This is a genomic window from Natranaeroarchaeum sulfidigenes, from assembly GCF_017094485.1.
In the GTDB taxonomy this organism is placed as follows: Archaea; Halobacteriota; Halobacteria; order Halobacteriales; family Natronoarchaeaceae; genus Natranaeroarchaeum; species Natranaeroarchaeum sulfidigenes.
The window spans coordinates 2,952,067-2,967,823 of sequence record NZ_CP064786.1 but is presented as its reverse complement, the minus strand read 5'-3'; the positions used below and the strand labels follow the sequence as shown (position 1 = coordinate 2,967,823).

Below are 15,757 nucleotides of genomic sequence, written 5' to 3'. Positions count from 1 at the left end.
TCCGAACCGATAACAGAGTTACCTACTGGCCGAAACCCGACCGAGTGGCGAGGACTGTTCTGACAGTCAGGAGCTCTCCCTGCGGGGAAAACGGTTCACGCGTGCTGCCGTTGGCAGCATGCTCCTGTGATGGGTTCACGACGTATGGTCCGATGTGATGGTGGCTTTCGTTCCGATGACAGGGACGGGACTACGGCGGACAACTCGCTCCGTGACGGATCCGAGAACCAGGCGTTCGACGCCTGTCAGCCCACGCGTTCCCATTGCGATGGTATCGATACCGTGCTGGTTGGCGTACTCACAGATCGACCGTCCGGGCGCACCCGTCAACACGGTCGATTCGATCGACGAGACGCCTGCGTCTTCCGCGCGCTCGACTGCCGTCCCGAGTGCCTCGTTGCTGCCTTCTCTTAATTTGTCGGCGACACCCTCGACGTTGTAGCTTCCCGCAACGGCACCGACATCAACGACGCTGATTATGTGGAGCGTTGCGCCGGTGGTAAGCGCGAGTTCGATACCGTGGTCCAGAGCGGATTCGGCGGCATCGCTGCCATCAGTTGGGACGAGCAGAGAGTCGAAATCGCCCGAGAATGCGGTATTCTCGTGGAGCGCCATCACGGGGACTGGCGACTCACGCAGCGTCTGTTCTGTGACACTTCCGAGCACGATTCTGCCGACACCAGTCCGACCGTGTGTCCCCATGACGATGAGATCAGTATCGCTGGAGTCGGCGTAATCGAGAATCGTTCGATAGATCGGATCAGACCCGTTTGCCTCGACGAGCGCGGTCGTACTCTCGACGGCAGCGTCGGCTGCTCGTTTCTCGATCTTCGCCAGGGCGTCCTGTCCCCGTCGATTCCGGGCCTCTGATTGAGCGTCAGGTGACGGTTCGGGCGAACCGTCCGTGGAGACGTACAGCGCCTCGATGGTCGCATCGAACCGAGCTGCCACGGCTATCGCCACCTCTCCGGCGATGGACGCGATGTCGCTGCCATCGGTCGGAACCAAGACGGTATCGTACATAGTCCGTTGTTGGTACTCTCTCCGGGTACGTCCTAAATCATTTTATCAGCCGACGGGAACGCAGACGGTCGCGAGCGTGGGTGGCCCAACCGCCGCGGGTAGTCACCATCCTCCCAGCGTATGATTCGTCTTCCAAATATGTTTATGTTCGGTCGACAACCACGGTAGCAATGACGGATCCGACGGATGGGGACTTGGAAAACTACGATATCCCTGACGAGATATCCGTTCGGGGGTCCCCACGCAGGGGACTCGTCGGTGCGACGTTCGGTTTCTTTATCGGCTTCGCTGGCGTCGTGATGTACGGTCCAGCCGCCGAACAGTTCGAACAGGCACTGGGTCTGTCGGGGGTACTCCTCGGCCTACTGGTCGGTGCGCCAAACCTGATCGGCTCTCTCATCCGAATTCCGGCCGGAGCGTGGGCCGACGATGTCGGTCCACGGAAGCCGTTTCTTACGTTGCTCGGTCTGTCCGCGATCGGGATGATCGGCTTTTCGGCGATGCTGCATTTCGTCGGGATCGAGGGGCTTAGTGCGCGTCACTATCCGCTCATATTCGTTCTGGGTGCGTTGAGCGGCTGCGGTATTGGTACCTTTTCGGTGGGGCTTACACAGGCCTCCTACTGGCATCAGAGCGAAGAACAGGGTAGTGCCTTGGCTATCTACGCTGGACTCGGCAACAGCTCGCCGGGAATCTTCACGATACTGTTGCCGATACTCATCGGCGTCCTCGGCCTCACAACCACCTACTTCGTCTGGATCTTCTTCCTTGTCGGTGGGATACTCGTGTATGCGGCGACCGCGGCCGACCCGTACTATTTCCAGCTGAAAAGACAGGGCCTCGATCCACAGAGGGCCCGAGAGGTGAGCAGGGAACTCGGCGAGGAGATATTCCCGAGCGAGGACGCATGGGGATCGATCCGCGAGGCAGCGACCATGTCACGGACGTGGATGCTGGTCACCCTGTATTTTACATCTCTCGGCGGATTTCTCGCCCTGACGGTATGGTACCCGTCCTACTGGGTTTCGTTTCACGGTGTCGATCCTCGTACCGCTGGTGTCCTCACCGCGCTCGGGTTCACACTGCTGGCGACGTTCATACGTATCCCCGGTGGGTTCCTGAGCGACAGAGTCGGTGGCGAACGTGTCTCGGCCGTCAGCTTCTCAGTGATTGGGGCTGCTGGAGTGCTGGTGATGATTGCGGACGGGTTCCGTGTGTCGATAGCAGCCATGCTGTTTCTGGCGACCGGTGTCGGCATCGCGAACGCCGCAGCAACACAGCTGGTACCGATGTACGTCCCCGAAGCAGTCGGGGGTGCCTCAGGCATCGTCGGGGGGATCGGGGCGTTCGGCGGCTTTCTCATCCCACCAGTACTGGGACTGTTCGTCGACTACTACGGCGTTTCGGGGTACGCGACTGGCTTCGTCGTCATCGCGGCTCTGGGGGTGCTGTGCGCCGTCCTCTCTGTCTTCATGTACACGAAATTCAGTTATCACGCGGTCGGTGCCTGACCGATACCGGTCGGTTTCCCGTCCTACTGGCCGTCGCCGTCACTCCAGATGATCGAGGACACCCTCGGTATCGCCCGGGACCGGCTCCGGATCGCTCCCGGCGGCGGCGGCCTCCTCGGGATCTTTCAGCAGATGCCCGGTCGTCAGGCAGACGACGTTTTCGTCGCTCCCGACCACGCCCTGATCGCGGAGTTTGCGGAGGCCAGCAATCGAGGCCGCACTGGCTGGTTCGACGCCGACGCCCTCCTCGGCGAGCGAGCGCTGCGCGTCAGTGATCTCGTCGTCGGAGACGGCGACGGCCGTGCCGCCGGTCTCGCGGATTCCGGGGAGCGCCTTCGGCGCGTTGACCGGGTTACCGATCCGGATCGCCGTCGCACGGGTCTCGACGTGGTCCCAGCGTCGAATCTCGTCGTTGCCCTCCTCGACGGCTTCGACCATCGGGGCGGCTCCCTCGGCTTGCACGCCGGTGAGTTTTGGGACCTCGCTCTCGTCGAGCGCGCCCGACTGGACGAGCTCGCGGAAGGCCTTGTACAGCGCACTCGTATTGCCCGCGTTGCCGACCGGGAGGACGATCCGGTCGGGGTACGCGCCCGTTCGGTCCTGACACTGTTCGAGGATTTCGAGGCCGATGGTCTTCTGACCCTCCAGCCGGAAGGGGTTCAACGAGTTCAGCAGGTAGACGTGTCCGCTCATCGCCAGGTCCTGCACGATGTCCAGACAGGTGTCGAAGTTGCCGTCGACTTCGAGGATGCGCGCGCCGTGGAGGCTGGCCTGGGCGACCTTCCCCGCGGCGACTTTTCCTGCAGGGAGGAGTACGAGCGTCTCCAGTTCGGAGCGCGCACCGTAGGCCGACAGCGCGGCGCTGGTGTTGCCGGTCGACGCGCAAGCGAGCCGGTCGACGCCGAGGCGACTGGCGACCTGCACGCCCACGGTCATCCCACGGTCTTTGAAACTGCCCGTCGGGTTCATCCCCTCGTGTTTCACGTGGAGATGCTCGACGCCGGTTTCGGCTTCCAGTTCAGGTACCTCGTACAGGGGCGTGTTGCCCTCCTGAATCGTCACGCCCATCTCGACTGGCAGGGCGTCGTCGTAGCGCCAGACGCCGGTGCCCTCGAAGTCCTCGAAGGTGGGGAGATCGGCGTAGCGCACTTCGAGAAGCCCGTCGCATTCGGGACAGGTAAAGACGACGTCGTCGAAGGGTGCGAGGGTGTGATCGCAGGCGATGCAGGACAGCCAGACGCCGTCCTCGGCCTCCGGCGGCACGTCCTCTGCCGGCGCGTCGAGTTTCATGCTCATTACCCGTGTGATAGCACCGCAATGGGAAAAACGGCGCGGGTTCACGGCTGTGGCCTCCGGGGATACCCCGGTTGCGTCCTGCTGGACGCCCCGGCCCAGGACGACGAGATCGATCAGATCCCAGAACCGGTTGGTGAGACCGTGACCGATAATGGGACAGAGATGTTTCGGCGGCGAACTCCCCGCGGTGCCCGTCGGCGTCCGCGAGCGCGGCCAGCGGGTCCGCAAACCCCTCGACCGCCGTCTCCAGGTTGTCGACGGTCCGTGTGTCACTCGTAAACATGTCTTTCCCACAGCCCTGGAGAGCGACCCTCCTAATCGCCATGTTTCGGCCGGTATGGTCGTTCCACGACCAACTGAGCACCGCCACCCGAACGTTTATAAAACTGAAATTTCAACTGTATTGTACTTACTGGTGAGCATCACGTGTCCGAATTCGACCGCCGCCGATTCCTCTACTCGACCGGCACAATCGCAACGGTCGGGCTAGCCGGGTGTACGAGCGCTGACGACGATCCCGACAGTTCGAACGAAACAATTCCGAGCGACGATGGCGGCAACACGACCGACCAGTCGCAGGAAGCCGAAAACGAGGATGCAGACGATGATTGGGACGCCGCCGAAGAATTCCTAGAACACTACAAAGAAACCGAAATACCGGGAGAAAACACAAGCCTAGCCGAAAGAGTAGACGGCAGAACAAATAAGAGTAGCATAAATTCCGGACTGGATGGAAATGAAACTACCTACGAAATAGTACGAGAAGCAGTACCTCGTTACGCACAAACCATACAATTCCCACGAGACCAAGACGCAGTCGAGGACGGAATGAACTTTATCGATGCAGCAAGGCACGGAATACACAACCAATACGAAATAGATCCAGAAGAAGTATTCATCCTAGAAAGAGATGCAGTAGGGAACGCAACACTCGGAGAAGCATTCTTAAACACAGGAACAGAAGAACAACCAGAATGGGTAAAAGAGGTATTCTTAAGTCCTCCAAGCGACGCTGAAGATGAAAGTGACTACTACTTAATTCATGGAGAAGTTGATAAAGACAGTACGGAAAACATGGTTAGCGGTAGAAGAAACCTGAAAGGAATGTACAACCCCAGCACCAGCAACAATATCTCCGCACTAGACTGGAGAGTACTAGAACCTGAGTCAGAAATAAGCGACGAAGCATGGGAAAATTTTAGCGAACTAAACGATACGTATCTCCCAGCAGGGATCGATGAAGTCGGGTTCACCCGAGATGCATTAGAACTGATAGCGGAACAAGAAGACTTCTACCGCGAAAACGGACACAACGAGACTGTCGAGGCGATGATGGAGGCGACGGGGTTCTATCTCAACGAGGTCGGGGAGGACCACTACATGGCGCTGGACGTGGAACAGGGCGAGCTGACACCCGTCGAAATCGACGAGGAGGTCCGCGAAGGGTTAATCTACGACCCGGATTACCCACTCACTTGATCTCATCCACTCGCTCGTTTTCGGCGCTGAATACGGCGATGCAGACACGGTGATCGCGTGTATCCCGGCTCTGGCCTGCTGATCGGATGTTCGGGGTCGGCCAGCAGTCTTTCACTGTGTAGGTGCTACAACGTCGATGCTGTATTGTCCTTCTGCGTCGAGCCCAAACAGTGGGGCCGACAGTACGCCGCGCAACTGCGGAACGTATATTTCTCCGGCTGATGTTGGTTGCGTGCCCTGAGGAGTCCGGGCGTTCCCCGGCGGGGCTGGGAACGAGTTGGTAGTGTTTTTACGGGGTCCGGCAAAACGGTACTGTATGACCTACGACCCGCAGACAGTCGAAGCGCGATGGCGGGAGCGCTGGGCCGAGCAGGGCCAGTACGAGTCCGATCCCGCGGCCGACGAGGAAGCGACGTTCATCACCGTCCCCTATCCCTATCCGAGCGGCGGGATGCACGTCGGCCACGTCCGAACCTACACCGTCCCTGACGTCTACGCGCGCTATCGGAGACAGCAGGGCGACAACGTGCTCTTCCCGATCGCGTGGCACGTCACCGGCACGCCGATCGTCGGCGCTGTCGAACGCCTGAAAAAGGGCGAGGCCGACCAGCTTGACGTCCTGACGAACACGTACAACGTCCCTGAAGACGAACTGCAGAACCTGGAGACGCCGATGGGCTTTGCCCGGTACTTCATCGACAACTTCTACAAGTCGAACATGAAGGAGCTCGGGCTCTCGATCGACTGGCGACGGGAGTTTACCACCAACGATGAGCGCTACTCGAAGTTCATCACCTGGCAGTACGAGACGCTAAAGGAGCGCGGGCTGCTGGAGAAGGGTTTGCACCCGGTCAAGTACTGCACCGAACAGGAGAACCCGGTGACGACTCACGACCTGCTCGAAGGCGAGGACGTCGAGTATCAGGAGTATACACTGGTGAACTTCACCGCGACCGACGACGGAACGACGATTCCGATGGCGACGCTCCGGCCCGAGACCGTTCGGGGCGTCACCAACGCCTTCGTCAACCCCGCCGAAACGTACGCCACTGCGACCGTCGACGGCGAGGAGTGGATCGTCTCCGTCGAGGCGACAGAGAAGCTCGCCCTGCAGGACCGCGAGGTCGAAGTTCACGAGGAGTTCACGGGTGATGAGCTGGTGGGCCGCACCGTCGAGAACCCCGTGACTGGCGATGATCTGCTCATTCTGCCAGCCGACTTCGTCGATCCCGACAGCGCGAGCGGCGTCGTGATGTCCGTTCCGGCCCACAGCCCGGACGACTACGTTGCGCTGCAGGAAGTCAAAGCGCGGGCCGACGAGCTCGGCGAGTACGGGATCGATCCCGACGCGGTCCGGGGGATCGAACCGGTCCCAATCCTCGATGTGGAGGGGTACGGTGAGATCCCGGCAAAGGACGCCGTCGAATCGGCGGGGATCGAGTCCAGTGACGATCCCGGACTGTCCGAGGTCACCAAAGAGCTGTACAACAGGGAGTTCCACACCGGTGAGCTCCACGAGGAGTACGGCGAGTTTGCGGGCCGTGTCATCGAGGACGTCCGCGAGGAGCTGGCGGCGGCGTTCCGCGAGCGTGGCGCGTTCGGACAGCTCTATGACTTCCCCGAGCCGGTCGTCTCCCGTGCTGGCGGGAAAGTCGTCGTCGCGTATCAGGACACCTGGTTCCTGCGGTACAACGATGCCGACTGGAAGGCCAAAGCCCACGAGGCGATTGCCGGGCTGGACGCCATCCCCGAGAACACTCGCGAGCAGTACGACCACACGGTCGACTGGCTGAACGAGTGGCCCTGCATCAGAAACTACGGGCTGGGGACGAAACTCCCGTGGGACGACGACTTCGTTATCGAGCCGCTCTCGGACTCGACGATCTACATGGCCTACTACACTATCGCTCACCGGCTCGACGACGTCCCGCCGGAGGAGATGGACCGGGAGTTCTTCGATACGCTGTTTTACGGTGCCGACGCGGTTGACAGCCCCAACGACACCGCGCTCGACCTGCGCGAGGAGTGGGACTACTGGTATCCAGTCGATTACCGCTGCTCGGGCAACGATCTGATCTCGAACCACCTGAGCTTCTATCTGTTCCACCACGCCGAGCTATTCGACGAGCCGGAGTGGCCTCAGGGGATTACCTCGATGGGGATGGGCCTGCTTGAGGGCAAAAAGATGTCCTCCTCGAGCGGCCACGTCGTTCTGCCCTCGAACGCAATCGAAAAATACGGCGCGGATACCGTGCGCTTTTTCCTGCTCAACTCCGCCGAGCCGTGGCAGGACTACGACTGGCGTGCCGAACAGGTCGAGAGCACGCGCGACCAGCTCGATCGGTTCTGGCAGCGCGCTCAGGAGCTGATCGATGCCGACGCCCCTGCGGATGAGCCAGACCTCGAACACATTGACCGCTGGCTACTGGCCCGGCTCCAGGAGACGGTCGAAACGACGACCGACGCGATGGAACGTTTCGAGACCAGAACGGCGAGCCAGACCGCGTTCTACGGCTTCGAGGAACATCTCAAGTGGTACCGCCGCCGGACTGACCTCGACCGACCGGGGGCACAGTGGACGCTCCAGCACGTCCTCGAAACGCGGCTGCGACTGCTCGCACCGTTCACGCCCTTCCTGGCGAACGAACTCCACGAACAGCTCACCGGGACGCCTGCCGAGGAGGCCCCGTGGCCGCAGGTCGACGAGGACTACCGGAACGAGCGCACCCTCGCGGAGGAGCGACTGATCGAGACGCTGTACGACGACGTCGCCGACATCGTCGACGTCACCGGCACCGATCCCGATCGGATCCGCGTCTACGCCCCCGCCGACTGGAAACGCGACGTCCTTGAACAGGTCATCGAGACCGGTCCGGATGTCGGAGCGGTGATGGGCGAGGTTATGCAAGAGCCCGAACTCCGTGAGAAGGGCAACGACGTCAACGACCTCGTCGGCGATCTGGTCGAGTTCGTCCGCGAGCGCGACGAGGAGACGCTGGCCGCCCTCCGTGAGATCGACGAACTGGCGGTCTATGGGGAAGCCGCCCCGTTCCTCGCCGATGAGTTCGACGCCGACGTGACGGTCTACGCCGAGAACGGCGACGATATCGAGGACCCCGACGACAAGGCCTCGGCTGCGGTGCCCTTCCGACCGGCGATCCATCTCGAATAGCGCGACACGGATCCGATCCGCCCGTCCCGTTTATCAGCGCTCGAACGGATACTATCCTATGAGTACCGACGACCCAGAGGACGAACTGTCAGTCCCCGAAAAAGCGATCCGAACCGTCACGCCCGGCGTGAAGGGCAAACGCGACCCCGACATGGACGTGATCGGCTGGGGGTTGTTGCTCGGCATGCTCGTACTACTAGTGCCACTGTTGCCTTTCATCATCATCGTCTGGTTGTTCACCAAACTACTCGATCTGTTCTCCCGGATTCGGGGCGAGTGATCAGACCAGCTCGAACCCGTAGCCATCGCCGCTCTCACGTGCGTTCTCGTAGGTGACGTGAGCCGCCGCAACGTCCTGGATCGCCAGCCCGGTCGAGTCAAAGACCGTCACGCCGTCCCCTGCGTTGCGCCCCTCGTGGTCCCCGATTACGATGTTGCCAAGTTCGGCGTGGATGTCATCGTCCCCGAGCACGCCAGCGCTCCAGGGCACGTTGATCTCGCCAGAGTGGGTACACTGCTCGTAGTCGTCGATGACGAGTTTCGAGGCCAGTAACACCTCATCGTCGATCTCGTGCTTGCCCGCCGCATCCGCCCCGATGGCGTTGACGTGGGTGTGCTCGCCGAGGTCGTCTGGGCCGACTACTGGCTCTTCGACCGGCGTCACCGTCGAGAGCACGTCACAGTGACCGGCCTCGCTGATCGACCCGCCGCGGATGTCGAATCGGCCCTCGAAGGTCTCGACGAGCGCCTCGACGCGTTCGTCGTCGACGTCGCTGACGACGACCTCCTCGATCGGGCGAACCTGTGCGATGGCCTCTAGCTGGGTGTACGACTGGACGCCTGCACCCACGAGGCCGAGACTCGTCGCGTCCTCGATTGCGAGATAATCGGTTGCGACCGCGGCCGCTGCACCGGTGCGCTTTTCGGTGATGACGGTGCCGTCCATGATCGAGAGCGGATACGCGCTCTCGGGGTCCGAGTACACGATGGTCCCGAGTACTGTTGGAAGGCCGTGGTCGTCGGGGTTGTCGGGATGGACGTTGACCCACTTGATCGCGGCGGCGTCCCACTCTCCAGCGTCCATGTAGGCGGGCATCGAGCGGAAGTCACCGTTGTACTGTGGGAGGTCGATGTAGGATTTGGCGGGCATCTGGACGTCGCCACGAGCGTAGGCCGCAAACGCCTCTTCGACGGCGGTGATGACTGCAGCCAGTTCGGCACTGGTCTCCACGTCCTCGCGGTTCAGCAGTAACGTCTCCATGACGAGAGGTTTCGGATGACGGGACTTAGTTGCTGTTGCAGTCGCGGGGATCTATATCGGTCGCGCTCGTCGACTCGGATATGTCGTTCACGTTCGCCGACGAGGACAGACTCGCCCGGACGCCTGCACACGAACTCGCGCTCTCGTGTCTTACCGCAGGTATCGAGGCGGCGACCCCTCGGACGGCGGTCGATCGGACCGTCTCCCTTGAGGGGGGACAGCTGGTCGTTCTGCCGACTGGGCGTTCGCCCGGCCAGCGGTACGATCTGGACGCGTACGACGACGTCTACGTACTCGGCGGCGGCAACGCGGCCGCCCACCTCGCGAGCGCGCTCGAAGACGTCCTTGGCGAGCGGATCTCCGGTGGCGTGGTCGTCACCGACGATCCCACTCCGACCGAGCACGTCGACGTACTCCCCGGCGACCATCCGGTCCCCAGCGAGCGCGGCGTCGAGAGTACGCGACGTCTCCTCGATACTGCCGCGCACGCCGAAGAGAACGATCTCGTGCTCGCCGGGTTCACTGGTGGCGGCAGCGCCCTGCTTCCCGCGCCTGCTGGCGACCTGATGCTCTCGGACCTGCAGGAGACGACCGATGTGTTACTGGCGAGCGGCGCGACGATCGACGAGATCAACGCCGTCAGGAAGCACTGTTCGGCGATCAAGGGCGGTCGGCTCGCCCGCCGTGTTGCTCCCGCTACCGTCGTCGGTCTCGTCATCAGTGACGTGATCGGCGACGACCTCTCGGTTATCGCCAGTGGGCCGCTCGCGCCCGACCCGACGAGCTACGGCGATGCGCTCGCCGTGCTCGATCGATACGATGTCGACGTCCCGGCGGCGGTCCGGAGCCATTTGCAACGCGGCAGGGACGGCGAGTTCGCGGAGACGCCCCGGAGCGACGATCCGGCGTTTGAGCGCGTCGACACGCACGTTCTCGCAAGCGGAACCGATGCGCTGGACGCGGCCCGCGACGTTGCCGAGGAGCGAGGCTACAACGGGGTGATTCTCTCCGCACGTGTCCGTGGGGAAGCAAGCGAAGCCGCCAAGACGCACGTCGCAATCGCCGAGGAGTGTCGGGCGACCGGAAATCCAATCTCGCCGCCTGCTGTGTTCCTTTCGGGCGGCGAGACGACCGTCACGCTGGGCGACGATCACGGCGCGGGCGGCCCCAACCAGGAGTTCGCGCTGAGTGCCGCCTGCGAACTCGATGAGTCGGGCATCGTCGTCGCAAGTGTCGATACCGACGGAATCGATGGGACAACCGACGCCGCGGGGGCGATCGTCGACGCGGAGACAGTCGATCCAGGGAAGGGCTTGGCAGCACTCGACAGGAACGACGCCTCCCCGCTGCTCGACGAAGCTGGCGCGCTGATTCGCACGGGTGCGAGCGGGACGAACGTCAATGATCTTCGAGTGCTCGTGGTCGAGGAGCGCTCGTAGCTGATCGTTGCAATAGTTCGGCCTTCCGGCATCTATCAGTGGTCGCTCCGCTAGCGAGTGGCGTGTCCGAAAGAAAGCGTGGTCGTGTTCTGAAAGACGAGTCGGCGGAGGTAAGGGCTGGGCCCTATTTTACACCGCCTTCGTCGAGCGAAGCTCAGCGGCCAATGTGAAATCAGATACCGCCTGATTTCACATTGCGCCGCCCATGCCACCCATGCCGCCCATGCCACCCATGCCGCCGGGTGCGCCGCCGGGGCCGCCTGCTGGCTCGTCGTCGTCATCGTCCGTGCCGCCGCCCTTGAGGTCGCCTGCGGCGATCACGTCGTCGATACGGAGGATCATCACGGCCGCCTCGGTGGCGGACTCGATGGCCTGGGTCTTGACGCGCAGCGGTTCGACGACGCCTTCGGCTTCCATGTCGATGACGTCACCGGTGTAGGCGTCCAGCCCGGCCGTGCTGTTACCGCTGTCGTGCTCGCTACGGAGATTGACGAGCGAGTCGATGGGGTCGAGACCGGCGTTCTCGGCGAGGGTGCGCGGGCCGACTTCCAGCGCATCGGCGAACGCTTCGACGGCGAGCTGCTCGCGGCCGCCGACGGAGTCGGCGAACTGGCGCAGTTCGAGGGCGAGCTCGGTCTCGGGAGCGCCGCCGCCGGGCAGGACCTTGCCGTCCTCCAGCGTGACGCTCACGACGCCGAGGCTGTCCTCGATGGCGCGCTCGACCTCGTCGACGACGTGTTCGGTGCCCCCGCGCAGCAGCAGCGTGACGGACTTTGCGTCCTCGACGTCCTCGACGAGGATCTGCTGGCTGCCGGCGACCTCCTGCTGGGAGACGCTGCCAGCGAAGCCGAGATCGTCGGCCTCGATGTCGGAGACGTTCGAGATGACGCGGGCTCCCGTCGAGCGGGCGAGCTTCTCGGCGTCGGAGGATTTGACGCGGCGTACGGCCAGAATACCCTCCTGGGCGAGGTAGTGCTGGGCCATGTCGTCGATGCCGTCCTCGACGAACGCGACGTCCGTGCCAGCCTCGACGAGATCGTCGACCATCTCGCGGAGCTGGGCTTCCTCCTGATCGAGGAACTCCTGAAGCTGGTCGGGATCGGTGACGTTGACCTCAGCGTCGATCTCGGTCTCTTTGACCTCCAGCGCGTCGTCGATGACGGCGACGTTGGCGTCCTCGACGAAGTACGGCATGTTCTCGTGGACACGGTCCTTGTCGATGAGGACGCCCTCGATGAGTTCGGACTCGTCGACGGCGCTGCCGACGACTTTCTCGACCTTGATGTTGTCCGTGTCGACCTCGTCGCCGTCTGCGACGGCGCTAACAGCTTGCACAACGAGCTTGGCGAGGTGGTCTTTTGCGTTCTCCGCGCCCTTACCGGTCATCGCCGTCGCGGCGATAGATTCGAGCGTCTCAGTGTCGTCGGCGCTGACGTCGATCGCGATGTCCTTGACGATCTCTTTTGCCTTCTCTGCGGCCTGACGGTATCCCTGTGCGAGCGTGGTCGCGTGGATGTCCTGATCGAGGAGATCCTCGGCCTCCTTGAGCAGTTCGCCGGAGACGACGACCGCGGAGGTGGTGCCGTCACCGACCTCGTCCTCCTGGGTCTCGGCGACCTCGACGATCATGTTCGCCGCCGGATGCTCGATGTCCATCTCCTTGAGGATGGTTACGCCGTCGTTCGTCACGACGACGTTCCCCGTGGAGTCGACGAGCATCTTGTCCATTCCTTTCGGGCCGAGCGTCGTCCGGACGGATTCGGCGACGGCCTTGCCGGCTGTGATGTTCATCGACTGTGCGTCCTTTCCGGAGGTGCGCTGGCTGTCCTCGGAAAGTACAATCATCGGCTGGTTGCCCATCTGCTGTGCCATAATCAACAAAGAGTTGATTGCCATTCTATATAAATGCTTTGCAACAGAGGCAGGGATCCGCAGACAGTGGCGCCCCGGTCCGTGTTAGACCTTATCAATGAAGTGTGTTTATATATTGGGTCTTCTCTCCCTCACGCCCACGTCTCGCCCGAAATTCACTCCCCTTCGGGCGCTGGTTCCTCGGGAGCCTCCAGATCGGCCGCCGAGACGAGTTGCTGGACGGTATCCAGTTCCAGTGCTGCGATCAGCTCCTCGGCGTCGCCGTCGGCACGAACCGCTCCGGTGAAGGGGAACTCCTCGCCGATTTCGATCGAGAACTCACCCTCGATCTCGGTTCGCATTGCGTCGATCTCCCCTTCGATAAACTCGATTATCTCGTCTTCACGCTCCTGGAACCGGACCTGAATCTCCTGCTGTGCGTCTTCTTCGTCGAGTTCACCGTCTTCGACTTCCTGCTCGACCTCTTGTTGAACCTCCTCTTGAATACTGGCTTGAATCTCCTGAAGTTCCTGTTCATCGATGCTGGCGACGATACCGACACCACCCTCGCTGACCGCTTCGTCATCGTCATCCAGCCCTAACTGTTCAGTGCAGCCTGCAAGCAGTGCTGTGCCACCGATACCCGCACCCTGAAGGAACCGTCGACGGCCCGCCTCGATATTGTCCACCATTCACCGAAGCTACTTGCTGGAGAAGATTAACCCCATTGAAAGCGATTTCTTGTGGCCCGAAATCGTTCCGTACGCTCGGGACGACCGTCAGCCGCTGTACTGGTGGTATTCCATCCCCTGACGCTTGAGCTCGTTGTGCTTGCGCTCCAGGAAGGAGTACACCGAGCCGTGTGGTGCACCGTCGATAATCATCTCCGCGGCGTCCCGAACCGTTTCGACCTCTTGTGGGGTACCGATCGTCGCGAGCGTCGACCCGTAGATGACGACTGTCGCACCGGTGAGCTCTTCCATCAGCTCGCGTGTTCGGCCGTTCTCGCCGATCAGGCGACCTTTCTGACGCTTGAGGTCGTTTTTGTTGCGCGTAGCTGCGCCGATATCGATGATATCGAGCATCATCATCTCGTCGTCGAGCAGGGACATCGCATCCTCGGGTGCGAATCCGCGACCGATCGCGCGGACGATCTCCGGTCCCTTGAGTGCGGTCACTGGGTCACCGGTCTTTTCGATGCCCACCGAGCCGTTTTCGGAGTCGACGTCGAGTCGCACCTCCGCCCGCCGCTCGATCTCGCGGAGCGTCTCACCCCCTTCGCCGATCAGCGCACCGATCCGGTCCTGCGGAATCTTCACGTGTTGCATGGGTAGCGGTAGTAGGTCGATCTGTAAAAGCTTTCTCCGGGACGCCGTACCGTGCGTGGTCGAAACGTCCAAATCCGTCTCGGACGAACGTAACAACGTGGAGCTCGATCTCCGACCCGCTCGGTACGATGACGCCCTTGCAGTCCGATCTCTCCTCGATGCCGCCGTACTCGCTGTCGACGGGGTCGAAGACAGGATCAGGGCTGGCGACGTACTCGTCGCAACCGCGGACGACCGGATCGTGGGCGTCGTCGTCCTCGACTCACGAGCTGACCTGACTCGCATCGTTGGAATCGCCGTTCGGCGTCGTCGTCGCGCCAGCGGGATCGGCACGGCGCTGGTCGAGGCGGCGAGCCAGAGGGGTACGCTCACCGCAGAGTTCAACGAGCGCGTCAGGCCGTTCTACGAATCGCTCGGCTTCAAGATCGAACCGGCCGACGATCCCGACCGGTGTCGGGGTGTTCTCGGCCGGACCTGATCGACTGGCGGTGCGGAACTCACAGCGGCGGCTCGAAACGGCTTGCCTTTTACCCCTGACTTCTTCAGATCCAGGTAATGACACAGATCGTCGCTGTCCCCGGCAGTCTCCGTTCGGAGAGCTACACCCGGACCGCACTCCGCTATGCCCTCGACAGCGCCGAACGGGCCGGTGCAGAGACGGAACTCCTCGACCTCCGCGAGTACGATCTCCCGCTCTACAACCCGGACCTCGATTCACCGGGAGATAGTGAACTGGTCAAGCGCCGGATCCGCGAGGCCGACGGCGTCCTGATCGGCTCGCCCAACTACCACGGGAGCTACTCCGCCGCCTTCCGCAATTTTCATGATTACTGCAGCTACGACGACTTCGAGGACACGGTCGTCGGGTTGCTCGCCGTCGCGGGCGGTGACGCGTACGCCAGCACACTGGACCATCTGCGGGTCACGATGCGTGGTGTCCACGCCTGGGTACTCCCAAAACAGGTTGGTATCCCGAACGTCTATGACCAGTTCGAGATGGACGCTGAAGGTATCGACGGACGTACGTTCGTCGATCCAGAGCTCCACCAGCGGGTCGACGAACTCGGGCGGTTAATCGTCGAGCACGCCGAGCGGCTGGGACGGCCTGCAGATCCTCGTATCAACGCCGACGGCTAGCGCTCGGTCAACTGCTCTTTCTCCGCTCTTGTCAGCTGTTTGATCTCGTACTCGCGGGCCATTGCAGCGGACTTGGTGTCGTAAGATTCTGAATGAATCAGATCGACCGGTGTCCTGCCGCGAGTGTACTTCGCGCCCACACCGCTATCGTGCTCGTCAAGGCGACGCTCGACGTCGGTGGTGTAGCCGGTGTAGAGCGTCCCGTCGGCACACTCCAGCATGTATACGTAGTGTGTACCCATTGGTGGTGAGTTGGATAG

The 15,757-nt window shown here is 62.1% G+C and carries 14 protein-coding genes; 7 read left to right on the top strand and 7 right to left on the bottom strand.

The window, feature by feature from the left end; translation table 11 throughout:
- Positions 1–135: 135 nt before the first annotated feature.
- The gene (locus AArcS_RS15460; protein ID WP_238478315.1) at positions 136–1,023 is read right to left on the bottom strand and encodes a universal stress protein; all 888 of its coding nucleotides are present in this window, start codon (positions 1,021–1,023) and stop codon (positions 136–138) included.
- A gap of 170 nt (positions 1,024–1,193) precedes the next feature.
- Between AArcS_RS15460 and AArcS_RS15455 the strand changes: the two genes are divergently transcribed.
- Positions 1,194–2,534, top strand: coding sequence for an MFS transporter (locus AArcS_RS15455; RefSeq protein ID WP_238478314.1), 1,341 nt, complete (start codon positions 1,194–1,196; stop codon positions 2,532–2,534).
- 39 nt (positions 2,535–2,573) lie between these two features.
- Here the strand turns inward: AArcS_RS15455 and thrC are convergent, their stop codons facing one another.
- Positions 2,574–3,830, bottom strand: coding sequence for a threonine synthase (gene thrC / locus AArcS_RS15450; protein WP_238478313.1), 1,257 nt, complete (start codon positions 3,828–3,830; stop codon positions 2,574–2,576).
- A 426-nt stretch (positions 3,831–4,256) separates the two neighbouring features.
- On the opposite strand from thrC, the gene AArcS_RS15445 reads away from it, so the two are divergent.
- The 3 genes from AArcS_RS15445 to AArcS_RS15435 all read left to right on the top strand — a co-directional run bounded on the left by AArcS_RS15445 (position 4,257) and on the right by AArcS_RS15435 (position 8,761).
- Positions 4,257–5,309 carry a hypothetical protein gene (locus tag AArcS_RS15445; protein WP_238478312.1) on the top strand — a complete coding sequence of 351 codons (1,053 nt, stop codon included), beginning with the start codon at positions 4,257–4,259 and terminating at the stop codon, positions 5,307–5,309.
- 316 nt (positions 5,310–5,625) lie between these two features.
- Positions 5,626–8,481: a leucine--tRNA ligase gene (gene leuS, locus AArcS_RS15440; protein ID WP_238478311.1), complete on the top strand. Its 2,856-nt coding sequence runs from the start codon at positions 5,626–5,628 to the stop codon at positions 8,479–8,481.
- 58 nt (positions 8,482–8,539) lie between these two features.
- Entirely contained in the window at positions 8,540–8,761 is a 222-nt protein-coding gene (locus tag AArcS_RS15435) for a DUF7535 family protein (protein WP_238478310.1), read from the top strand.
- Here the strand turns inward: AArcS_RS15435 and AArcS_RS15430 are convergent, their stop codons facing one another.
- Positions 8,762–9,742, bottom strand: coding sequence for an ornithine cyclodeaminase family protein (locus AArcS_RS15430; RefSeq protein ID WP_238478309.1), 981 nt, complete (start codon positions 9,740–9,742; stop codon positions 8,762–8,764).
- Between the two features lie 80 nt (positions 9,743–9,822).
- Between AArcS_RS15430 and AArcS_RS15425 the strand changes: the two genes are divergently transcribed.
- On the top strand, positions 9,823–11,181 hold the full coding sequence (locus tag AArcS_RS15425) for a glycerate kinase type-2 family protein (RefSeq protein WP_238478308.1): 1,359 nt from the start codon (positions 9,823–9,825) through the stop codon (positions 11,179–11,181).
- A gap of 189 nt (positions 11,182–11,370) precedes the next feature.
- On the opposite strand, the gene thsA is transcribed toward AArcS_RS15425, so the two are convergent.
- From thsA to AArcS_RS15410, 3 genes are all read right to left on the bottom strand, one after another.
- Complete coding sequence (thsA, locus tag AArcS_RS15420) at positions 11,371–13,041, bottom strand: thermosome subunit alpha (protein WP_238480023.1); 1,671 nt, start codon at positions 13,039–13,041, stop codon at positions 11,371–11,373.
- Positions 13,042–13,208: 167 nt separating this feature from the next.
- Entirely contained in the window at positions 13,209–13,724 is a 516-nt protein-coding gene (locus tag AArcS_RS15415; protein WP_238478307.1) for a hypothetical protein, read from the bottom strand.
- Between the two features lie 87 nt (positions 13,725–13,811).
- Positions 13,812–14,360: a 16S rRNA 3'-interacting factor aDim2p gene (locus tag AArcS_RS15410; protein ID WP_238478306.1), complete on the bottom strand. Its 549-nt coding sequence runs from the start codon at positions 14,358–14,360 to the stop codon at positions 13,812–13,814.
- 97 nt (positions 14,361–14,457) lie between these two features.
- On the opposite strand from AArcS_RS15410, the gene AArcS_RS15405 reads away from it, so the two are divergent.
- Together AArcS_RS15405 and AArcS_RS15400 are read left to right on the top strand one after the other, a co-directional pair.
- Positions 14,458–14,838, top strand: a complete 381-nt coding sequence (locus AArcS_RS15405) for a GNAT family N-acetyltransferase (protein ID WP_238478305.1) — start codon at positions 14,458–14,460, stop codon at positions 14,836–14,838.
- A 77-nt stretch (positions 14,839–14,915) separates the two neighbouring features.
- Complete coding sequence (locus AArcS_RS15400) at positions 14,916–15,497, top strand: NADPH-dependent FMN reductase (protein WP_238478304.1); 582 nt, start codon at positions 14,916–14,918, stop codon at positions 15,495–15,497.
- On the opposite strand, the gene AArcS_RS15395 is transcribed toward AArcS_RS15400, so the two are convergent.
- Entirely contained in the window at positions 15,494–15,739 is a 246-nt protein-coding gene (locus tag AArcS_RS15395) for a GIY-YIG nuclease family protein (protein WP_238478303.1), read from the bottom strand. The genes AArcS_RS15400 and AArcS_RS15395 overlap by 4 nt on opposite strands.
- Positions 15,740–15,757: the final 18 nt, after the last annotated feature.